General features: G+C 52.5%; 14 protein-coding genes. 9 read left to right on the top strand and 5 right to left on the bottom strand.

The features are described 5' to 3' along the window. Both BUA28_RS09875 and BUA28_RS09870 read left to right on the top strand, forming a co-directional pair. Entirely contained in the window at window positions 1-3,198 is a 3,198-nt protein-coding gene (locus BUA28_RS09875) for a sacsin N-terminal ATP-binding-like domain-containing protein (protein ID WP_072767942.1), read from the top strand. Between the two features lie 59 nt (window positions 3,199-3,257). Next, the gene (locus tag BUA28_RS09870; RefSeq protein WP_072767941.1) at window positions 3,258-3,875 is read left to right on the top strand and encodes a hypothetical protein; all 618 of its coding nucleotides are present in this window, start codon (window positions 3,258-3,260) and stop codon (window positions 3,873-3,875) included. A 72-nt stretch (window positions 3,876-3,947) separates the two neighbouring features. Here the strand turns inward: BUA28_RS09870 and BUA28_RS15555 are convergent, their stop codons facing one another. After that, window positions 3,948-4,208: a hypothetical protein gene (locus BUA28_RS15555; protein WP_143148492.1), complete on the bottom strand. Its 261-nt coding sequence runs from the start codon at window positions 4,206-4,208 to the stop codon at window positions 3,948-3,950. A 176-nt stretch (window positions 4,209-4,384) separates the two neighbouring features. Here BUA28_RS15555 and BUA28_RS09865 point away from each other — a divergent pair, with 176 nt between their 5' ends. The 3 genes from BUA28_RS09865 (at window position 4,385) to BUA28_RS09855 (ending at window position 5,907) form a co-directional block, all read left to right on the top strand. Further along, window positions 4,385-4,660, top strand: coding sequence for a type II toxin-antitoxin system RelE/ParE family toxin (locus BUA28_RS09865; RefSeq protein ID WP_072767940.1), 276 nt, complete (start codon window positions 4,385-4,387; stop codon window positions 4,658-4,660). A 27-nt stretch (window positions 4,661-4,687) separates the two neighbouring features. Beyond that, window positions 4,688-4,990, top strand: coding sequence for a HigA family addiction module antitoxin (locus BUA28_RS09860; RefSeq protein ID WP_072767939.1), 303 nt, complete (start codon window positions 4,688-4,690; stop codon window positions 4,988-4,990). A gap of 401 nt (window positions 4,991-5,391) precedes the next feature. After that, complete coding sequence (locus tag BUA28_RS09855; RefSeq protein WP_072767938.1) at window positions 5,392-5,907, top strand: antirestriction protein ArdA; 516 nt, start codon at window positions 5,392-5,394, stop codon at window positions 5,905-5,907. A gap of 12 nt (window positions 5,908-5,919) precedes the next feature. On the opposite strand, the gene BUA28_RS09850 is transcribed toward BUA28_RS09855, so the two are convergent. Next, a complete protein-coding gene (locus BUA28_RS09850) occupies window positions 5,920-7,218 on the bottom strand; it encodes a relaxase/mobilization nuclease domain-containing protein (protein ID WP_072767937.1) in 1,299 nt (432 codons plus the stop codon). Next, window positions 7,215-7,658, bottom strand: a complete 444-nt coding sequence (locus BUA28_RS09845; protein ID WP_256598294.1) for a MobC family plasmid mobilization relaxosome protein — start codon at window positions 7,656-7,658, stop codon at window positions 7,215-7,217. Before BUA28_RS09845 ends, BUA28_RS09850 begins: the two co-directional genes overlap by 4 nt. Before the next feature lie 507 nt (window positions 7,659-8,165). Between BUA28_RS09845 and BUA28_RS09840 the strand changes: the two genes are divergently transcribed. Beyond that, on the top strand, window positions 8,166-9,116 hold the full coding sequence (locus tag BUA28_RS09840) for an HNH endonuclease (protein WP_072767936.1): 951 nt from the start codon (window positions 8,166-8,168) through the stop codon (window positions 9,114-9,116). A gap of 162 nt (window positions 9,117-9,278) precedes the next feature. Here the strand turns inward: BUA28_RS09840 and BUA28_RS09835 are convergent, their stop codons facing one another. Further along, window positions 9,279-10,328, bottom strand: a complete 1,050-nt coding sequence (locus tag BUA28_RS09835; RefSeq protein ID WP_072767935.1) for a bile acid:sodium symporter family protein — start codon at window positions 10,326-10,328, stop codon at window positions 9,279-9,281. A 209-nt stretch (window positions 10,329-10,537) separates the two neighbouring features. Here BUA28_RS09835 and BUA28_RS09830 point away from each other — a divergent pair, with 209 nt between their 5' ends. Next, on the top strand, window positions 10,538-11,947 hold the full coding sequence (locus BUA28_RS09830; RefSeq protein ID WP_256598293.1) for an SLC13 family permease: 1,410 nt from the start codon (window positions 10,538-10,540) through the stop codon (window positions 11,945-11,947). An 882-nt stretch (window positions 11,948-12,829) separates the two neighbouring features. On the opposite strand, the gene BUA28_RS09825 is transcribed toward BUA28_RS09830, so the two are convergent. Beyond that, window positions 12,830-13,009, bottom strand: coding sequence for a hypothetical protein (locus BUA28_RS09825; protein WP_072767934.1), 180 nt, complete (start codon window positions 13,007-13,009; stop codon window positions 12,830-12,832). 153 nt (window positions 13,010-13,162) lie between these two features. Here BUA28_RS09825 and BUA28_RS09820 point away from each other — a divergent pair, with 153 nt between their 5' ends. Together BUA28_RS09820 and BUA28_RS09815 are read left to right on the top strand one after the other, a co-directional pair. Further along, a complete protein-coding gene (locus BUA28_RS09820) occupies window positions 13,163-16,345 on the top strand; it encodes an efflux RND transporter permease subunit (protein ID WP_072767933.1) in 3,183 nt (1,060 codons plus the stop codon). Further along, window positions 16,284-17,600 carry an efflux RND transporter periplasmic adaptor subunit gene (locus tag BUA28_RS09815; RefSeq protein ID WP_083569955.1) on the top strand — a complete coding sequence of 439 codons (1,317 nt, stop codon included), beginning with the start codon at window positions 16,284-16,286 and terminating at the stop codon, window positions 17,598-17,600. The genes BUA28_RS09820 and BUA28_RS09815 overlap by 62 nt, the downstream gene beginning before the upstream one ends. Window positions 17,601-17,605: the final 5 nt, after the last annotated feature.

Below are 17,605 nucleotides of genomic sequence, written 5' to 3'. Positions count from 1 at the left end.
ATGGAAAGCAGCACAGGCAAGGACGATGATTTTTTCAGGAAGCTGATCGAAAAGCGCCGCACGCTTATCGACGCTCTTGATGCGAACAAGGGTGAGGTTAATCTCGACATATTCGAAGACTTCTACCCGGACAAGGCTCATTTCGTTTACGAGCTATTGCAGAATGCAGAGGATGCTGGCGCAATTGAAGTCGCGTTTACGCTCAGCGCGGACCGTCTCATTTGCGAACATGATGGACAGCGCAAGTTCACCGAGGCCGACGTATCGGCGATTACGGGAATTCACAACAGCACGAAGAGCCAAGACAAGGACTCCGACAAGATTGGCAAGTTCGGCGTGGGATTCAAGTCCGTCTTTGTCTATACGCAGTCGCCAACCGTTCGTTCCGGTGACTTTTCCTTCCGCATCGTAAAGCTGATCCTCCCGGAAGAAATTATGCATGACACTTCCCTTGGCGAGCGAACACGTTTCGAGTTTCCGTTCGACAATCCGAAGAAGCTGCCAACGGAAGCTTTTGAGGAAATTGCAACAGGTTTCCGAGACCTTGACGAGACGACACTGCTTTTCCTTTCCAATCTTCAAGCAATCAGATGGACCATTGAAGCAGGTAGCGCAGGTGAAGTGCTCCGGCACGAGCACTCAGAGTTTCACTTTGAGGTTCTGAAGCAGGAAGGTCAGAAAACAACATCAAGCTCGCATTTCCTCAAGTTCGACATGCCTGTACCTGAGCTCGACAAGCAGCGTGTCGCAGTAGCTTTCCCGTTAGACTTTCTGGCCGGTGTACGGCAATTCGATGTGAAAAAATCCCTCGCCGAACAAATGAAGATCGTTCCTGCGACTCCGGGCCGTGTCGCCGTATTCTTCACGGCGGCTAAAGAATCGTCGGGTCTTTTCTTTCATCTGCACGGCCCCTTCGTGCCGGAGCTGAGCCGCGCTAGTCTCAAGGAGACGCCAGCAAACGACCCATTGTTTAATCAACTTGCTGTGCTCGCCGCACAATCGCTGCACAGGATTCGTGATATTGACCTTCTGACGCCTGATTTTCTGGCCGTTCTTCCAGTCCAGCAGGATCAAATTCCGCCGCGCTACCAAAGCATTCGTAGCGCCATCGTTGAAGAAATGAAATCCAGTACACTGACTCCAACGCATAGGCGAGGTCATGCAAAAGCTGATCGTCTCATCCAAGCAAAGGCTTCGCTTAAAGAGCTGTTGTCGGACGACGATATTGAGTACCTCGTCGATTACGATGACGAAGCGCCACTATGGGCAATCGGCGCGACACAGAAGAACAGTCGAATCGACAGTTTTCTCGATGGACTAGACCTCCGCGATTGGGCTATTGATGAGTTCATTGAAGTACTGAAACTCAATGCGTCTACAGTGCAGTGCTATGTGAATAGGCCGCCGTACATTGTTAAAGAGCCAGACCAGAAGTTTATCGAGTGGCTTGGGGGAAAGTCTGTTGAGTGGATGCAGCAACTCTACGCGCTACTACACGACGAACTTGTCGAATCCGGGTCTGCCTCGAAACTCAAGAATCTTAAGATCGTCCGCCTTCACGATGGTGCGCTTGGTGTTGCTAGCCAAGTCTATTTTCCAGCCGACACCAGCAGGGATCGTGGCCTGCCGACGGTGGATGTTGCGATCTACACCTCCGGCAAGAGCAAGATGCAGCAAGGCAAGGCGAAGAGATTTCTGCTGGAACTAGGCGTGCGAGAGGTCGGGGAAGCCGAAGAGGTAGAGATCATTCTGAACACCCGCTATACGAAAGAAGCGGCGGTCCCGGATGACAAGACCTACTTGGACGACTTGCAGCGTTTCGTGATTCTCACCGAAGAGCAGCCCGACAAGAAATCTTTATTCAAAGATTTCTACATATTTCAAAGACGGGATTCCGATTGGTGCACGCCCGAAAGCATCTATCTCGACGGTCCTTACAAGGAGACAGATCTTTCAGCCTATTTCGGCGCGTTGGGAGAGGATGCAAGTTGCGAGGCTCTGCATGAGCGATACAATGATTGCGGTATTACGCCGGAACGCTTGGGGAAATTTGCCGAAGCCGTTGGCGCGACTGCAAGGCTGCTGATTTTACGCACCAAGTGCAGTCAGAACCCGGAGTGGATTTATCTCAGGGCAGCACCGGGTGAAAGAGATACGTCGCCGATGAACAAGGACTACTACGTCCCACATCTTAGAAAGCTTCTTCAATCGCCAAACGTTGCTCTTTCTCGCCTTGTTTGGAGGACAGTGGTAGCGCTCCCAAAATTCTCTGAATATTATCAAGCTATGTTCAGGCACAACGTTTCGTCCGGTGCGCACTATGCCGATTCATGTCTTGTTCACGACTTGCGTAGTGAAAGCTGGGTTCCGCAAATCGATGGCTCATTCGTCGCACCACAAAATGCGCTGCGCGAGATGCTGCCGGATGGTTTCCCGTTCGACCTCGCATATGCGGGACTTAAAGCAATCAAGTTTGGCGACGCCGCGGTTCAGGCGTCAGCAGAGATTCGTGAGAAGGATGACGTTGCTAAGGCAGCAGGCTTTGCTGATAGTGAAGCACTCAACCGGGCACAGCGCTTTGCAGCGCTTCCAGCGGAAGAGCAGGAGCTAATCCTTCTGAAGCACATCAAAGCTGTGCAACTGACCGCAGTACCAGATCGTGACCCAGCCAATCCCGCCCGACGTGCGCAGAATATTACTAAACAAGCCATGGAAGCGCCTGACAAGGAAAGCGAAATTCGCAGCCGTTCAGTGTCGATTGGAAGAGAAGATGTAAAGGAGGAAGCGGCAGAATATTTGCGACGACACTACAGAAATCCGCAAGGCGAGATGACTTGCCAGATATGCAAGGGGCCGCTGCCATTTAAGCTCGACGACGGAAGTGACTTTTTCGAGCGCGTTGAATTCCTGCCAGAACTCCGCAAGCGGCACAGCCAGAACTATCTGGCGCTCTGCCCGAATCACGCCGCGATGTACCGCCATGCGAATGCCTCTAAGGAAGAAGTGCGCGAGCGGTTCCAAGAACTGACAGGCAATGAGATGGAAATCGTTCTTGGACAAAAAGAGCTGACGATCTACTTCAGCAAGATTCATGTGATCGACATGAAAGCTGTCTTGGTTGCGGAGGGCGGACAGAGAACATCAGGCTCAATTCGCGGGATGGAGTCGGGTGAGCATTTTGGGGAAGAAAGTGCATGATGCCAAGGCATGAATTCTGGAGGCAGTCTTAAGAATCGCTAGTAAAAAGGAAGGTAACCATGTCGGAAGAGTTCGATCTCTTGAAAATGGAAAGCTCAAAGATTCTGGCATTCACACCCGGAAATCATAGGGATGCATTCTTCATTCAGGAAATGCTTCGCTTTCACTCGATTGCAGGAACGATTGAGCACAGCTTTCAGAATGTTAAGACCAGTGTCGATGAACGGATACTGACCCACATTTTGATGCGGTCTTTGCTCGAAAATTTCTTTCGCATTCTCTATATTTTTGACTCGTCCACCTTGTCGCATACGAAATTTGATGTCTGTGTGAATGGATTCAAGATTGAGTACGCAAAGCTCCACAGAGACCCGATACTTCCGCACAAGAGTCAATTGGAGCCAGCAGACCCTTCTTGGCCCTCACTGGAAAAGCCAATGGACCTCAACAGCATGCTCGCCACCGTGATGAATAGTTACGGCGTGCGGTTGAACTATATTTATTTTGTGTATCGAGTTTCTAGTTTCGATACACATGGGAATAGTTTAGAAGCCTTCTTCGATGCCTCGTTCAGAAAGAAGCCCTGCAACTTTCCGGTTTTGGATATAGAGAAAGTTACCCAAATAATCGCCGATGAGTACCTGCGCATCTGGAACAACGGCAATCTTCCCCCATAACGTGCCGCGCACATCAGAGACATTTGCTGACATTGGCATCATTGACCCATAGCAATTCAGATTTCTGATTGGTCAGCGACTGCGATCAGGACCACGATCTCGGCGTGGCCGTTTTGGCGGCCTGCTTTGCTGGCCATCTTTCTGACGGAATTTCTCTTCCGTACTGGACTGCCCCCGCTCCTGCACCCGCATGTAGTCGGCAACGTAGTAGTGGAGATGTTCGACGTGTTTTAGCGTGTGCGGCTCTGACGCGCTTGGCGAGTGTGTAGTAGCTCTGACGTTCATCAATGTGGCTTCGATCAGCGAGTCTTTCTCGCGACGGTCGCGACGCATGCCGTCGAGAGTTCGCGTTCGTTCTCGTGCGCTTGTTTACCGTACCGGCCAGTTATCCACATGATCGAGCATGGGAAGCTGGGCGCGGAAGTTTAGCCATTATCCCTTTATTTTAGGTACTTTACCCAATAATATTGACGGTTGACGTAACACGTCAATATGTGATAAGGTTAAGAATGATAAAGAGTTTTAAATGCCGGAAAACAGAGCGCCTCTTTGAAGGCCAGCATGTTGCAGCGTTTTCCGGCTTTAAACGTCAAGCGGAGAAGCGCCTTAGATTACTTGATGCTGCCGATACGCTTGAAGCGCTGGCTGCTTTACCCAGTAATCGCTTTGAGCGCTTGTCCGGTGACAGGGCAGGACAATACAGCATTCGCGTTAATCAACAATGGCGTGTGTGCTTTACGTGGGATGAAGGTGCGAATGATGTGGAAATCGTGGATTATCACTAAGTTTTATAGAGAGAAAGGTAACAGCATATGACAAGAGAAGCTATTCACCCCGGCGAATTTCTTGCTGATGAATTGGAAGAAATTGCTATGACGCGAACAGAGCTTGCGCGGCAGATTGATGTGCCCGCAAACCGTATCTCGCAGCTTATTCGTGGCAAACGTGACTTGACAGCGGATACAGCTCTACGGTTGGGACGGTTCTTCGGCACCGGCCCGGAGCTATGGTTGAACCTGCAAAAAACCTATGAGCTTGATAAGGCGAGAACAGAACTGGGTATAAAAATTCAGAAAATCAATCCGTGGAAACCCCACGAAGAAATACGTATTTGATACCCCGGTGCTGTTCTTAAGTGGAACAGTTCTCTTTTGTGATTTTTATATATTAAAAGGGGAAAGCCTTCCCCCTGCTGCAACCGCAGCGTAGCTGCGTTTTCCGACACCCCCATCTACGGGGATACCCGTAACGCCCCTCATATCGTGAACCGGTTTCCGGTTCACCCTTATTTTTACTTCCCCCGCTGGGAGTAAATTAATTTAACACAGAACCTGCTTCCACCAAGTCATCCCCCAATCTTCCGCACGCCGTTTTACGGCGTTTGTGCAGACCGGGTGGTTCCCCCTGACTTGGCTCCATCAGAACCTGTGTTTTCGCTCGTGTCACTCGCTTTTCTCTGGGGTTTTCCAACCCCAGCGGGGGTTGTTTTTTAACCTTTGATAAAGCGAGAAAAGCCATGAGTAGTGAAATCAGAATTTACGTAGCCGATTTAGCTGCCTATAACGCCGGATATTTACATGGTGTGTGGATTGATGCCTGCGATGATGTCAGTGATATCTGGAAGCAGATCAAAACTATGCTCACTGCAAGTCCCGTTGAAGATTCAGAGGAGCACGCGATCCATGATTATGAAGGGTTTGGCGGTTATGCGCTAAGCGAGTATGCAGGCATTGAAACCGTCCATGAGATTGCTTGCTTCATTGCCGAATATCCGGATTTTGGAGGTGAACTTCTGAGCAATTTTGGCGGTGAGTTGGAGGAAGCCAAAACAGCCGCTGAGGATAATTATTGCGGCTGCTACCAATCGCTTGCAGATTATGCGCAGGAACTGACAGAGGAAACGACGCAGATTCCTGAAAACCTGACTTACTACATCGACTATGAACGCATGGGCCGGGATATGGAGATGAGCGGCGATATTTTCACAATCGAAACCGGCTTTAAAACGGTGCATGTATTCTGGAGCCGTTAATGCTTCCCATCGCTAGCGCGTCCATTCCGGGCCGCGCTGGCGAGGCTGCGGGCGGTCCCGATTTTGTTCGTGGCGTTGTGTCTCAAGCTGTTCAAGGCGCTGTTCGCGCATCGCTTGATATTGCGATCTATCGTGTTCCAGTTCATCCAGCCGATAAGATTTAAGCGCGTCTAGCCGCTCGATGCGTGCTTGCAGGGCACGGCGGGTTTCTAGCTGCGCAAAAATCAGCGCATCGCGTTCCTGTTGCTGGCGCATTTGGATCTGCCATGCCTCTTGTTCATTACGTTCTTCGATTTGCTTGCGTCTTCCCGTGAGACGGTCAAACAGGCCGCGCATGCCTTTATTGAAGTTGCTCCGCCATTCCCGTTGTTTGGTCTGCCAGAAGGATTGCTGGGTTTCGATTAATTTTTGCCGTTCAGCCTGATACTGGCGGACTAATGTTTGCCGTTTTTCTTCCAGCTCAGCCCGGCGGGTTGTAAACACCGTCATTTGCTCATGAGAGAGCGTTTCCAGCCGAGCCGTCATATCTTTGGCAATCTGGCTTCTTGCTTCTTCGACCGATGGTAGATTTTTTTCATCGGTAAGACGGGTGCGTACTTCCTTGGTTTTGATTCCAACCCATTTGGACACGGCAAACACTTCGCCTCGATGATCCAGCGCGACGAAGCCGCGCCGGTCGCCTCGGGCGAGGAGATACCCTCGTTCTTTCAGCGTATGGGCAAAAGTATTCTGTGTTTTACTGAAGGACCAGCATTCCTGAAATACCGCTTTAATCTGTTTCGGATCTTTGCCAATCCGCTTGGCCTGTTGCCATTCCGCTAGTGTAAAGTTACGCGGATCGCGTTCATGAGATTGCCTCAGTCCTGCGGGCATGGTCCAGCCGTGTTCCAGAAACAATTCACGGGACAAGTCGATTAATCTTCGTTTGGAGAAAGAAAGCTGTACCGCTTTCATTTCATCCAGCTTGATTCGTGACCACACCGCATGGCAATGCCTGCGCCCGTTTTTCTCATGAAAGACGATGGCGCGGGGCTGGTCGTTCAGCCCGAGCTTTTCCTCGGCCCGATTAATAGCCTGTTTGAATGTTTCGGTCGAAACATTCTCATGCTTGGGCGGATTGAGGCTTAGGGAAAATAAAAACTGTTTGCAGCGCGTGGCGCGGCTGATCGCGTAGGCTTCATTGAGCGCAGCCATGAGGTTGTGAGAGGCAAACCCGCGCACCTCATGGACTTCGACATGCTCATTCTCTTGTTTGAGCAAATGTTGGGCCAGATCCTTGGCCCCGCCGCGCTGGTTGCCGATAAGGATCATTCATCTTCCACGGGCGCTACACCCAGCGCTGTGATTAATAGCGTGCGTATGGCTTGGATTTCCGCGCATGCCTGTACAATCTCACGTTCGGTTTCGGGTGTTACATCCAGCGTTCCTATATTGGCCGCTTTGGCGAGCTGGTTGATATTGGAGGCCAGCCGCGAGCGACCGAATTCGCCCAATACCAGAGCCAGCAAGGCGGTATCAGGGGTAGGTTTTTTGACTTTACGGCGTTTCTCAGTCTGTTCCCCGAGAATGCGATTACGTATATACGACCCCAGCGGTTGGTTACCCGCCAGTTCATCCAGCCGTTTACGTTCCTCGACGGTAAGCCGCAGGGAAAACGGAGGCGTATAGCGCCGTTTAGATTTCTTTGGGGAAGGTCGGGCAGCAGCCGAGAATGCCTGAGCTGCCGATTGAAGATCGCTGAAGCCGCTCATGGTGACGGCTCCTGATAATACGAGACATTACTCTTGAGATAGTCGTTCCATTCCTCTAGAATTTCCAGAACGCGGTTCGAAGTTTCGCACTCCGTCTCCGCCACTTCAAGAAAAAGACGGTAAATGGTATAAAGGCTCCACGCTGGATTGAGCCGCTGTTCTCAATCCGGTAGCTCTAAAGTTATCGTCCTGCCTTGGAGCCAACCGCCAATGTCAATAGCGATCTGTTCATTGGATATGCACGGCACAGCATATTCCTAAACTATCGCCACACGCAAACCAATCAATCCAAGTATACGATGTTGAGTATCGCCGCGTTTTTTCTGGACCTTCCCTTCTCCTGCCAGAACGCCGCATCCGCAAAAGAGCGACAGTACTTTCGAGCCTCGTGATACTGCCTGACGCACTTATGCGCGGATAGCTGTCGAACGGGCGTTTCGCAAATTACGGACTCTTCGCGGTCGAAAAACGCCTCGAAGTCATTCAGACACTACAGCATTTATTTGCATGACAAAAGCGGTTCTCACCACCAAAGTTTCCCCGGTCTATGATGACCTTCCCGAGGTTCGGTATCATTTCCCAAAAACCTACCTAGCGCAGCTAAGCAAGTCGGTCGGCGACTGGATCATCTACTACGAACCGCGACGTTCGACCAGCCATTTATCGAGCAGAGGCGGCAGACAAGTCTACTTCGCCACCGCGCGAGTCGAGCGCATCACTGCAGATCCAGTTCGCACTGACCACTATTACGCGGAGGTCTCGAACTACTTACAATTCCTCCATCCAGTGCCCTTCAAAGAGGGACCGCTCTACTATGAACGGAGTTTAGAGAAGTCTGATGGTTCGACCAATAAGGGCGCCTTCGGTCGCGCTGTCCGAAATCTGAAGGATAGCGAATTCGACCTCATCTGGCAGGCGGGTTTTGTGCGCGATATTGATCTCGAAGAGCAGGTCCGATTGGAATCTGATGTGCCAGAAGAGCCGTTACACACAATTGGAGGTATTCGCCAACGGCGATCACAATACCTCCTTGATGTTCCGATAGAACAGGATCGCCGCGTCATCCAGCAGCTTGTATCAAGGCCATTTCGAGATAGGGCGTTCTCGGCAGCGGTGAAGGAAGCATACCGTGATACATGCGCTGTAACTGGGCTCAAGATCATCAATGGCGGAGGCCGCTCAGAAGTACAAGCCGCGCATATCCAACCCGTGCAACATCGGGGACCGGACAGTGTTCGTAACGGAATTGCCCTTTCTGGAACCATCCACTGGATGTTCGACCGCGGCCTGATTTCGCTAGATGATGATTACAACGTGCTTCTAGCGGCGGATCACATTCCTGATACCGTCGAACGACTATTGGGCGGCAATCGCAAACTGCTGCTTCCCGAACGCCCGGATATGTATCCGCACAACAGATTTCTCAACTATCACCGTCTGGAAATCTTTAAGGGTTAGATAAGATTTTTCGCCAGTTACGTGTGCGATCAAGATTTACGTGTGCGATCAAGATTTGCTCCGATCAGATTCCCAGCTTGTTCGAAAATCACGAAAATTGACGATAGTAATCGAAAACCCTCAATGCCCTGTTTCAATTCAATAAAATTCCGGCTGACCAACTCAAGCGTCCGGGTCATTCGATCTCCTGCTCATGATTTCTTGCACGATCCCCGCTGCGATGTGTTGCACCAGGTTGTAGAAAATAATCGGCACCATTATATTTGGGTATGAAGACAAGGCTAAGGATGCCAGTACCAAGCCGGTTCCGTTATTGTTCATCCCCAGCCCGAACATGAGCGAAACGCGCTCAGCCTGGTCCAGCTTGAAAAAACGGCTCATGCCATACCCTGCGGCAAACAGCGTGCAGCATAGCCCTGCAGTAATGGCCAATGTGATCGCAAGGAAGTCGTAATCACCCTCAGCCATGGCCTGCGGCAGAGATACTGAAGCATTGGAGTAATTCAACAGCAATAAAACGATGCTATTGATGAATTTCAGATAAGGCAGGCCGCTGGTTTGCCAATCCTCGTCAACTATCAAGCGCACCGCGATGCCCAGCAACGACGGAAACACCACCCAAAGACCCAGAAAGGTTCCCGAGCCATACTCTGCCAGACCGTGCAATACTGCCTCGTATTCCTCCGAAGCCATTTCGCCAAATACGTGAAATGCTACCGGCGTGACGACAGGGCTCAAAATCGTGGAAAAAAAGACCAGACCCAGGCTCAGGGCCAGATTACCATTGGCGTTTTGCGCCCATGCGGTTGACGATCCGGCGATCGGCATGGCTGCCACCAATGCCAGACCCACGAGAATATACTGAACTTCTATTGGTTCATACCAGAGCCGCATCGCTATCGTTATGCCAAAAACATATACGACGGGAATAGCCAGGTTTGCTGCCAACCCGGCCAGTAACACGTATTGTTTCTGCAAAATGTTTTTCAAATGAGATATCTTCAGCCCCAGGCCGGCGTTGAACATCAGCGTGGCGAGCATGATCATCAGCAACGAAATATTTGTTTTCTGCTGAAAGATGGTGATCTCGCCGAAAGAAACACTCCTGATCCATAGTCCCGCTTCAGGCAAAAACACGGCGATGATGTAGGCGGCAATCAGGAACCAGAGCAGATGGCGATGGAGAAAGTGGGATATGGAGAGCAGGATCATCGGGCTGTTTCGGACGTCAGCAAAAGTACACCCCGCAAATTCTCATCCTATCTTCGGGCATTAGGCGGATTTACGCGCTGTCAGCTCGGTCTTTGCGTTGTAGTAGGCAGTAGCTACGCATAAGGTCTAGCAGAAAATATCCAGCAAAATACGTGCCACTAATCAATCAACTGATTAATAAGTGAGGGGCGGGTCATGCTATCAGTAATGTGCCCGCTTTAGAGGCAATTGAAGTTCACCGAAAGGAAAAGTTCAATCTCAAGGCTCCCGCCGCAGCAAAGCCGAATCAAGCCAATCCGGAAACTTGGACAAGCCAATATGTGATGATCCTGTTCAACCCAGGCCGTACTGATCACGAAAAACAGAAATCCAGGCCCCGGTATTTCGGTAAATCGCCTGTCCTTCAGCAGGACCGCTTTCTATACACGAGAAGGGACAACCAGCGGGAGGGCGCATGCCTCACGCTTATCTTTAAAAAAGAACAGACAAAAGTGGACGAAAAAGCTATCTCCATCCCCTCACCGCTGCAAGCGCTCCTCAAGGATTATTTTTTATGGGTACTTCTTGGGCTTCTTGTCTTGCTGACCGTAGCGGAACCCGGGCAACTCACCACCTACCCCACGCTGGTGGATTGGCCGACCATCGCCGCACTGACCGGCCTGCTGGTACTCACCAAGGGGGTAGAGCTCTCGGGCTACCTGCATCATCTTGGCAAGCGCCTGATCTTGCGGATGCCTACCGATCGGGCCGTGGCTATCCTTCTTGTGCTGATAGCAGCCATGCTGTCGACCTTGCTAACCAACGATGTCGCGCTCTTCATTGTCGTTCCGCTGACCGTAGGCCTGCGGACAGTGAGTACCGTACCGGTAACGCGACTTATCGTCTTTGAGGCACTTGCAGTAAATGCGGGGTCCGCGCTTACGCCCATTGGAAATCCACAGAATCTGTTTCTCTCGCAACTCTCGCAGTTGTCGTTTTATGAATACACTGGGGCGATGCTGCCGCTCGCCTTGATTTTGCTTGGTCTCCTCCTTCTCCTTACCTTCTTTACATTCACCGGCCGCAGCATCGTCAGCAGAGACGACACCGATCTGCTCCCGCTGAATAAGAGGCTGCTGTATCTGTCTCTGGCATTGTATCTTCCATTTCTGGTATGTATTGACTCGCATCAGGCAGAAGCAGCGATAGTCCTGGTGCTTGTAATCTTCCTGGTTATCCAGCGCCAAGTGCTCGCGCGGGTCGATTGGACACTAATTCTGGTATTCATACTCATGTTTGTTGATATGCGATTGATCGCGCGAGATCCAATAGTCAACTCAGCTATCGAGCAGATAGGGCTAAGCGATCCTCAGCGAATTTATTTCGCAGGCATCATCATTTCACAGCTCATCAGCAATGTGCCAACCGCGATTCTGCTGGCCGAGTATTCGGATGACTGGAGGCTGATAGCTTATGCCGTGAATGTTGGCGGCTTTGGCTTTATATTGGGTTCACTTGCCAATATCATTGCACTTCGCATGGCCCATGATGGAAGAGCATGGCTGATGTTTCACGCGTTCTCTCTACCCGTTCTATTAATGGCCAGTGGACTCGTCTACCTGTGGCTGTTCGTCTTTTAGAGCCTTGCTCACTTCGGACAGAACCGCATCAAGAGGTTGCTGCAAACCTGCCCAAGCGCGCATTCGGATTCGTTTACGCCGGGTACAAGCCGTCAACTCTGGTGACTGCGAACCAGTGGGTGAAGGATGCAAAATTCATCAGATTTTGGCTTGGAACCCCGGTCTACGAGAACAAAAGTGTTTTCACCATTTTGCCGGCTCTGAAACTCGCCTTAAACGTCCGGCTATTCCAAGACCCGGGCCATTACGGTAATGACGGGTGTATCGTTATCTCCAATATTTAAGGGTACCGGCTCGCGCAGGAATAAAAGCTTGCCATCTTTTTCCCGAGTCACGACCTCTCAAAGTACCTGCGACAAATTGTCGCGCGACAATTTGTCACATTCCTATAGTGGTAAAAATGGATTATCCTGTCGACAGATATTCTTCTTGACGCTGAAAACTGCCACGGTGTAACAAGAGTATCTGTAATTGTGTTTTATCCGTAGGCGCAAGTAATCCCGTAGTCGGTTTTAACGTATTACCTTCCTTTACATTTTGGGTTCGTCGCACCTCCCCGCAGTGTTACGAACCCTTTTCTTTTTCAGGTCGAGCTTACCCCGTTACTGTTCATTGAACCCGCGTACTTTCGGGTCTACCTTTTACTGTGTTCTTAAACATTATCTTTTGACAATTCTTGCGGATGAAATAGAGTTTTTTCTACCGTTCACTGTGGATAACCTATTTTATCGATAGCTAAATGCGATTAATGATAGCCACGCCGCTATGCGCTGCTGCAGGCCTCATGTCCGGCGTTAGCAACTCGGCCGACCTTGCATGCCTAACCCTGAAAAACTGGTTATACTCTTGAACTGAAACCATCTATTTATTATGAGTAACCTATCATTTCCCAATCAAGCGGTAGCGACGGCCAAACGAGGCGCCCCAGGCCGTAGCGGCTGTTATGATTGATACCTGCTCTACAATGATGCCCATGAAAGTAACGCGGCGATAAGCAGTAAGCAGCGCATTTTGCCTCGTCGTATTCAGCAGTTCCGGGCGCCCGCTTTGACGGGCTTCCAATCACGGGAATCTGCCGCTCGCATTTTCGCATTAGTATTGCTTATGCCATTGCCACCGTCGCGCCCTTGCTGGCAAACTTGAGGGTTCATTCAGAGTTCGTTGGCAAAAGCGCATATTTGACGTGCCACACCCAATTTCATTTCGCTATGTCGCATGATTGAGATCGTCCGCGTTGCCTTGCGGCGCCCGTATACCTTCATTGTACTAGCGATCCTTCTCCTGATTATCGGTCCGCTGGTAGCCCTTCGCACGCCAACCGACATCTTCCCGGATATCCGCATTCCGGTAATTGCGGTGGTGTGGCAATACACCGGCCTGCCGCCGGATGAGATGGCCGGGCGCATTACCACCCTGTTCCAGCGCTCGTTGACAACCACCGTCAACGACATCGAGCACATCGAAGCGAACTCATATGTAGGCTCAGGCGTCATCAAGATATTCTTTCAGCCGGGCGTGGATATAGCGACGGCCAATGCCCAGGTCACGGCCATCGCTCAGACCGTCGTGAGGCAGATGCCGCTAGGTACGATGCCACCGCTGATCCTCAACTACAATGCCTCGACAGTGCCGATCCTGCAGCTCGCGTTATCTGGAAAAGGCATGTCGGAGCAGTCGCTGTCCGATCTCGCCCTTAACACGGTTCGCACACGCCTGGTCACCGTGCCGGGCGCCGCGATTCCCTATCCATACGGCGGCAAGACGCGGCAGATACAGATTGACATGGATCCCTCAGCGCTTCAGGCGCGCGGGTTGTCCGCGCAAGACCTGGGCAATGCACTTGCCACACAGAATCTGATCACCCCGATCGGTACGCAGAAAATAGACTTATTCGAATATACGTTGCAGTTGAACAATACGGCAACCTTGGTGGATGACCTGGGCGACCTGCCGATCAAGACTGTCAACGGCGCAACGGTTTATATTCGGGATGTAGCCAATGTGCGTGATGGCAATGCGCCGCAGACCAATATCGTACACGTTGACGGCGCGCGCTCGGTGGTGATGTCGGTTCTGAAGAATGGCGTGACTTCTACCCTCTCTATCGTCGCCGGCATCAAGGCCAAGCTTGCTGAGATCAAACCATCTCTACCGGAAAATCTCGAGGTCGAGCCACTTAACGACCAATCGTTGTTCGTGCGAGCAGCAATCAAGGGCGTTGCGTTAGAGGGAACCATTGCAGCGGTGCTGACAAGTATCATGATATTGCTATTTCTCGGCAGCTGGCGCTCGACCCTGATTGTTGCGGTGTCGATTCCGCTGTCGGTTCTCGGTTCGATCATCTGTCTCGCGGCACTCGGCGAAACACTCAATATCATGACGCTGGGCGGCCTCGCGCTCGCGGTCGGCATCCTCGTCGATGATGCCACAGTAACAATCGAGAGCATCAACCTGCATCTTGAGGAGGGTAAGGATGTCGAGACCGCGATCATGGATGGTGCAACGCAAATCGCGACCCCGGCATTTGTTGCGCTACTGTGCATCTCTATCGTTTTCATCCCGATGTTCCTCCTTGAAGGCGTCGCACGCTTCCTGTTCGTACCCATGGCGTTGGCGGTCATTTTTGCGATAGCATGGTCGTTCATCCTGTCGCGTACGCTGGTGCCGACGATGTCGAAGTACCTGCTGCATCCGCATGCGCCGCGCGATGAGGGGGAAAAACCGTCGCATAATTCCCTGGTGCGTTTCCAACGCCGCTTCGAAGCCGGATTCGAGCGCCTGCGCGCGAGCTATCGGGAATACCTGAAGCTTGCGCTCGCCCATCGGCGCGTATTCGTTATCGGTTTTCTTGCGTTCGTACTCGCCTCATTTTTGCTGCTGCCATTCCTCGGCCGCAATTTCTTTCCTGCAGTCGATAGCGGCCAGATCCTGATGCATGCGCGCACGCAGGTGGGCACACGCGTGGAAGAGAGCGCGAACCAGTTCGCGGAGATCCGGAAAGCAATCCAGAAAATCATTCCACCGCACGAGATCGGCGTCCTGGTTGACAACATCGGGCTTCCGCCCAGCAGCATCAACCTGACCTACAACAATACGGGAGTGATGGGAACCCAGGATGGCGACATCCAGATCGCGCTGAAAGAAGGCCATCAGCCAACTGCCGACTATGTGCGTAAATTGCGTGAGGAACTTCCACGCCAATTTCCCGGTGTAACATTCTCATTTCCCCCGGCCGACATCGTCAGCCAAATTTTGAATTTTGGTTCGCCAGCCCCGATCGAGCTACAAATCCGTGGTAATGATCTGGATGCGAATTTCGATTACGCCAACTTGCTGCTGCACAGGATGCGTATGATCAGTGGCATTGCCGACGTGCGCATTCAACAGTCGCGAAGCCGGCCGATTTTTGATATCGATGTCGATCGCACACGCGCGCAGCAGGTCGGCATCACCATGCAGAATGTTACAAGCGCCCTGGTCGCCAACCTGGCGGGCAGCAGCCAGGTGGCGCCGACTTTCTGGCTGAATCCGCAGAATGGCGTACAGTATCCAATCGTAATACAGACGCCGCAGTACCGGCTCGATACACTCGCCGCGCTTGCCAACCTGCCGGTAGGCGGCAGTGCCGGCAATCCACAGGTGCTCGGCGCGCTTGCCAATTTCACGCGCACCAGCGGCAACGCGCTGGTCACCCAATACGACATCCAGCCTATGGTGCAGATCTTTGCAACTACGCAGGGACGTGATCTCGGCGCGGTCGCGGTCGAACTTCGCCGCATTCTTGACGATACCGTGAGTCAGGTGCCGAAAGCATCGACCGTCAGACTGCTCGGTCAGGTACGCACGATGGAAAGCGCGTTCTCGGGCCTGCTGTTTGGCTTGCTCGGTGCAATTGTGCTTATATACCTGCTGATTGTCGTAAACTTCCAGTCCTGGACAGATCCGTTCGTCATCATCACCGCTTTGCCGGCCGCGCTTGCCGGCATCGTCTGGATGCTATTCGTGACATTCACACCGATCTCGGTGCCGGCTTTGACCGGCGCAATCATGTGCATGGGCGTCGCAACCTCAAACAGCGTGCTCATGATCAGCTTCGCGCGCGAGCGCCTCGACGCGATCGGTGACGCGACCGCAGCCGCGCTTGACGCCGGGTTCGTGCGTTCACGGCCCGTATTGATGACGGCATTGGCGATGGTCATCGGCATGGTGCCGATGGCACTGGGCCTGGGCGAGGGCGGCGAGCAGAATGCACCGCTGGGGCGCGCGGTCATTGGCGGCCTGATCTTCGCAACTATCGCAACACTGATCTTCGTTCCCGTGGTTTTCAGTATCGTACATGAAAAGCACGGCAAAGGATCCGCCCCAAGCCCCGCCGCTGGAGAACTTCGTGCCACCTGAAACGCCCGTTGAGGAAGCTTCCCCCCGCAAGGTCCGCCTCGCCGTCATCGTCGCAGCGATCTTCGTTACGATCATCGTCATCACCGGCCTCGTCATGCGGAAATCCGACGACAAGCAGCTTCGCGAGTGGACCGACGACCAAGCGATCCCAACCGTTGCCCTCATCAAGCCCGGCAAGCGCGGCAACGTCGCGACCCTCGATCTACCCGGTCGTCTGGAGGCCTTTTCGAGCGCGTCGCTTTATGCCCGCGTCAGCGGCTATCTGAAGAGCTGGAAAGTCGACATCGGCAAACCGGTCAAGGCGGGTCAACTGCTTGCCGAGATCGAGACCCCGGACCTCGACCAGCAGTTGCTGCAGGCGAAAGCCGATCTCGCCAGCGCAGAGGCCACCGCGGCACTCGCTGAAATTACGGCAAAACGCTGGCAATCGCTGCTGGATTCCAGGTATGTATCGAACCAGGCAGTCGACGAAAAAAATGGCGATTTCAGGACCAAGCAGGCACTGGCGGAATCCGCTCGGGCGAATGTCCACCGCTTGAAGACCTTGAAGAATTTTGGACGTATCGTCGCACCGTTCGATGGCATCATCACCGCTCGCGGAACCGATATCGGCGCGCTGATCAATGGGGGTAGCGGCAGTGGCATCGGCCCTGCCGCTGGCAATGGTATCGGCATGGGCCCGGGCAGCACCGGCGGCACGGGCCAGGAACTCTTCCAGATATCGAATACGAGGAGACTGCGAGTCTATGTCAACGTCCCGCAGACCTATGTACCAAGTATCCACCCCGATACCCAGGCAAAAATCACGGTGCCGGAACGTCCAGGGCAGACCTATATTGCGACGGTGGCGTCGTCGGCTCAGGCGGTCGATATTGCATCAGGCTCTACACTGATGCAGATCCTGGTCGATAACGAGAAAGGCGAATTGCTGCCAGGCGCGTTCGCGAACGTAAGTTTCGATCTGCCCGGCAACGTTGCGGTGCTGAGCGTGCCAGCCAGCGCCCTGATGTTCGACAGGGCAGGACTGCGTGTTGCCACCGTCGGCCCAGACAATAAGGTTGTGCTGAAGCCAGTCACTATCATGCGCGATCTCGGCAAGATCATCGAACTGGGTTCAGGCCTTGCTCCCGACGATAACGTCATTGAAAGCCCGCCCGACGGTATTGCCGATGGTGATACCGTCCGCATCGCCCAACCCGCGAAAAAACCGGATGGCGCGGCGAATACGAGTGGCAGCGGCAAGGGTCTCTACTAAAACTG

It is taken from the genome of Nitrosospira sp. Nsp11 (assembly GCF_900142705.1).
In the GTDB taxonomy this organism is placed as follows: domain Bacteria; phylum Pseudomonadota; class Gammaproteobacteria; order Burkholderiales; family Nitrosomonadaceae; genus Nitrosospira.
This window is presented reverse-complemented; position numbering and strand designations above follow the sequence as displayed.

Excerpts from the sequence above, each read along its gene's own strand:
- BUA28_RS09820 (WP_072767933.1), top strand. The coding sequence starts at position 13,163 with ATGATTGAGATCGTCCGCGTTGCCTTGCGGCGCCCGTATACCTTCATT.
- BUA28_RS09840 (WP_072767936.1), top strand. The coding sequence starts at position 8,166 with ATGACAAAAGCGGTTCTCACCACCAAAGTTTCCCCGGTCTATGATGAC.
- BUA28_RS09875 (WP_072767942.1), top strand. The coding sequence starts at position 1 with ATGGAAAGCAGCACAGGCAAGGACGATGATTTTTTCAGGAAGCTGATC.
- BUA28_RS09835 (WP_072767935.1), bottom strand. The coding sequence starts at position 10,328 with ATGATCCTGCTCTCCATATCCCACTTTCTCCATCGCCATCTGCTCTGG.
- BUA28_RS09815 (WP_083569955.1), top strand. The coding sequence starts at position 16,284 with ATGAAAAGCACGGCAAAGGATCCGCCCCAAGCCCCGCCGCTGGAGAAC.
- BUA28_RS15555 (WP_143148492.1), bottom strand. The coding sequence starts at position 4,208 with ATGCGTCGCGACCGTCGCGAGAAAGACTCGCTGATCGAAGCCACATTG.
- BUA28_RS09860 (WP_072767939.1), top strand. The coding sequence starts at position 4,688 with ATGACAAGAGAAGCTATTCACCCCGGCGAATTTCTTGCTGATGAATTG.
- BUA28_RS09845 (WP_256598294.1), bottom strand. The coding sequence starts at position 7,658 with ATGAGCGGCTTCAGCGATCTTCAATCGGCAGCTCAGGCATTCTCGGCT.
- BUA28_RS09855 (WP_072767938.1), top strand. The coding sequence starts at position 5,392 with ATGAGTAGTGAAATCAGAATTTACGTAGCCGATTTAGCTGCCTATAAC.
- BUA28_RS09870 (WP_072767941.1), top strand. The coding sequence starts at position 3,258 with ATGTCGGAAGAGTTCGATCTCTTGAAAATGGAAAGCTCAAAGATTCTG.
- BUA28_RS09865 (WP_072767940.1), top strand. The coding sequence starts at position 4,385 with ATGATAAAGAGTTTTAAATGCCGGAAAACAGAGCGCCTCTTTGAAGGC.
- BUA28_RS09850 (WP_072767937.1), bottom strand. The coding sequence starts at position 7,218 with ATGATCCTTATCGGCAACCAGCGCGGCGGGGCCAAGGATCTGGCCCAA.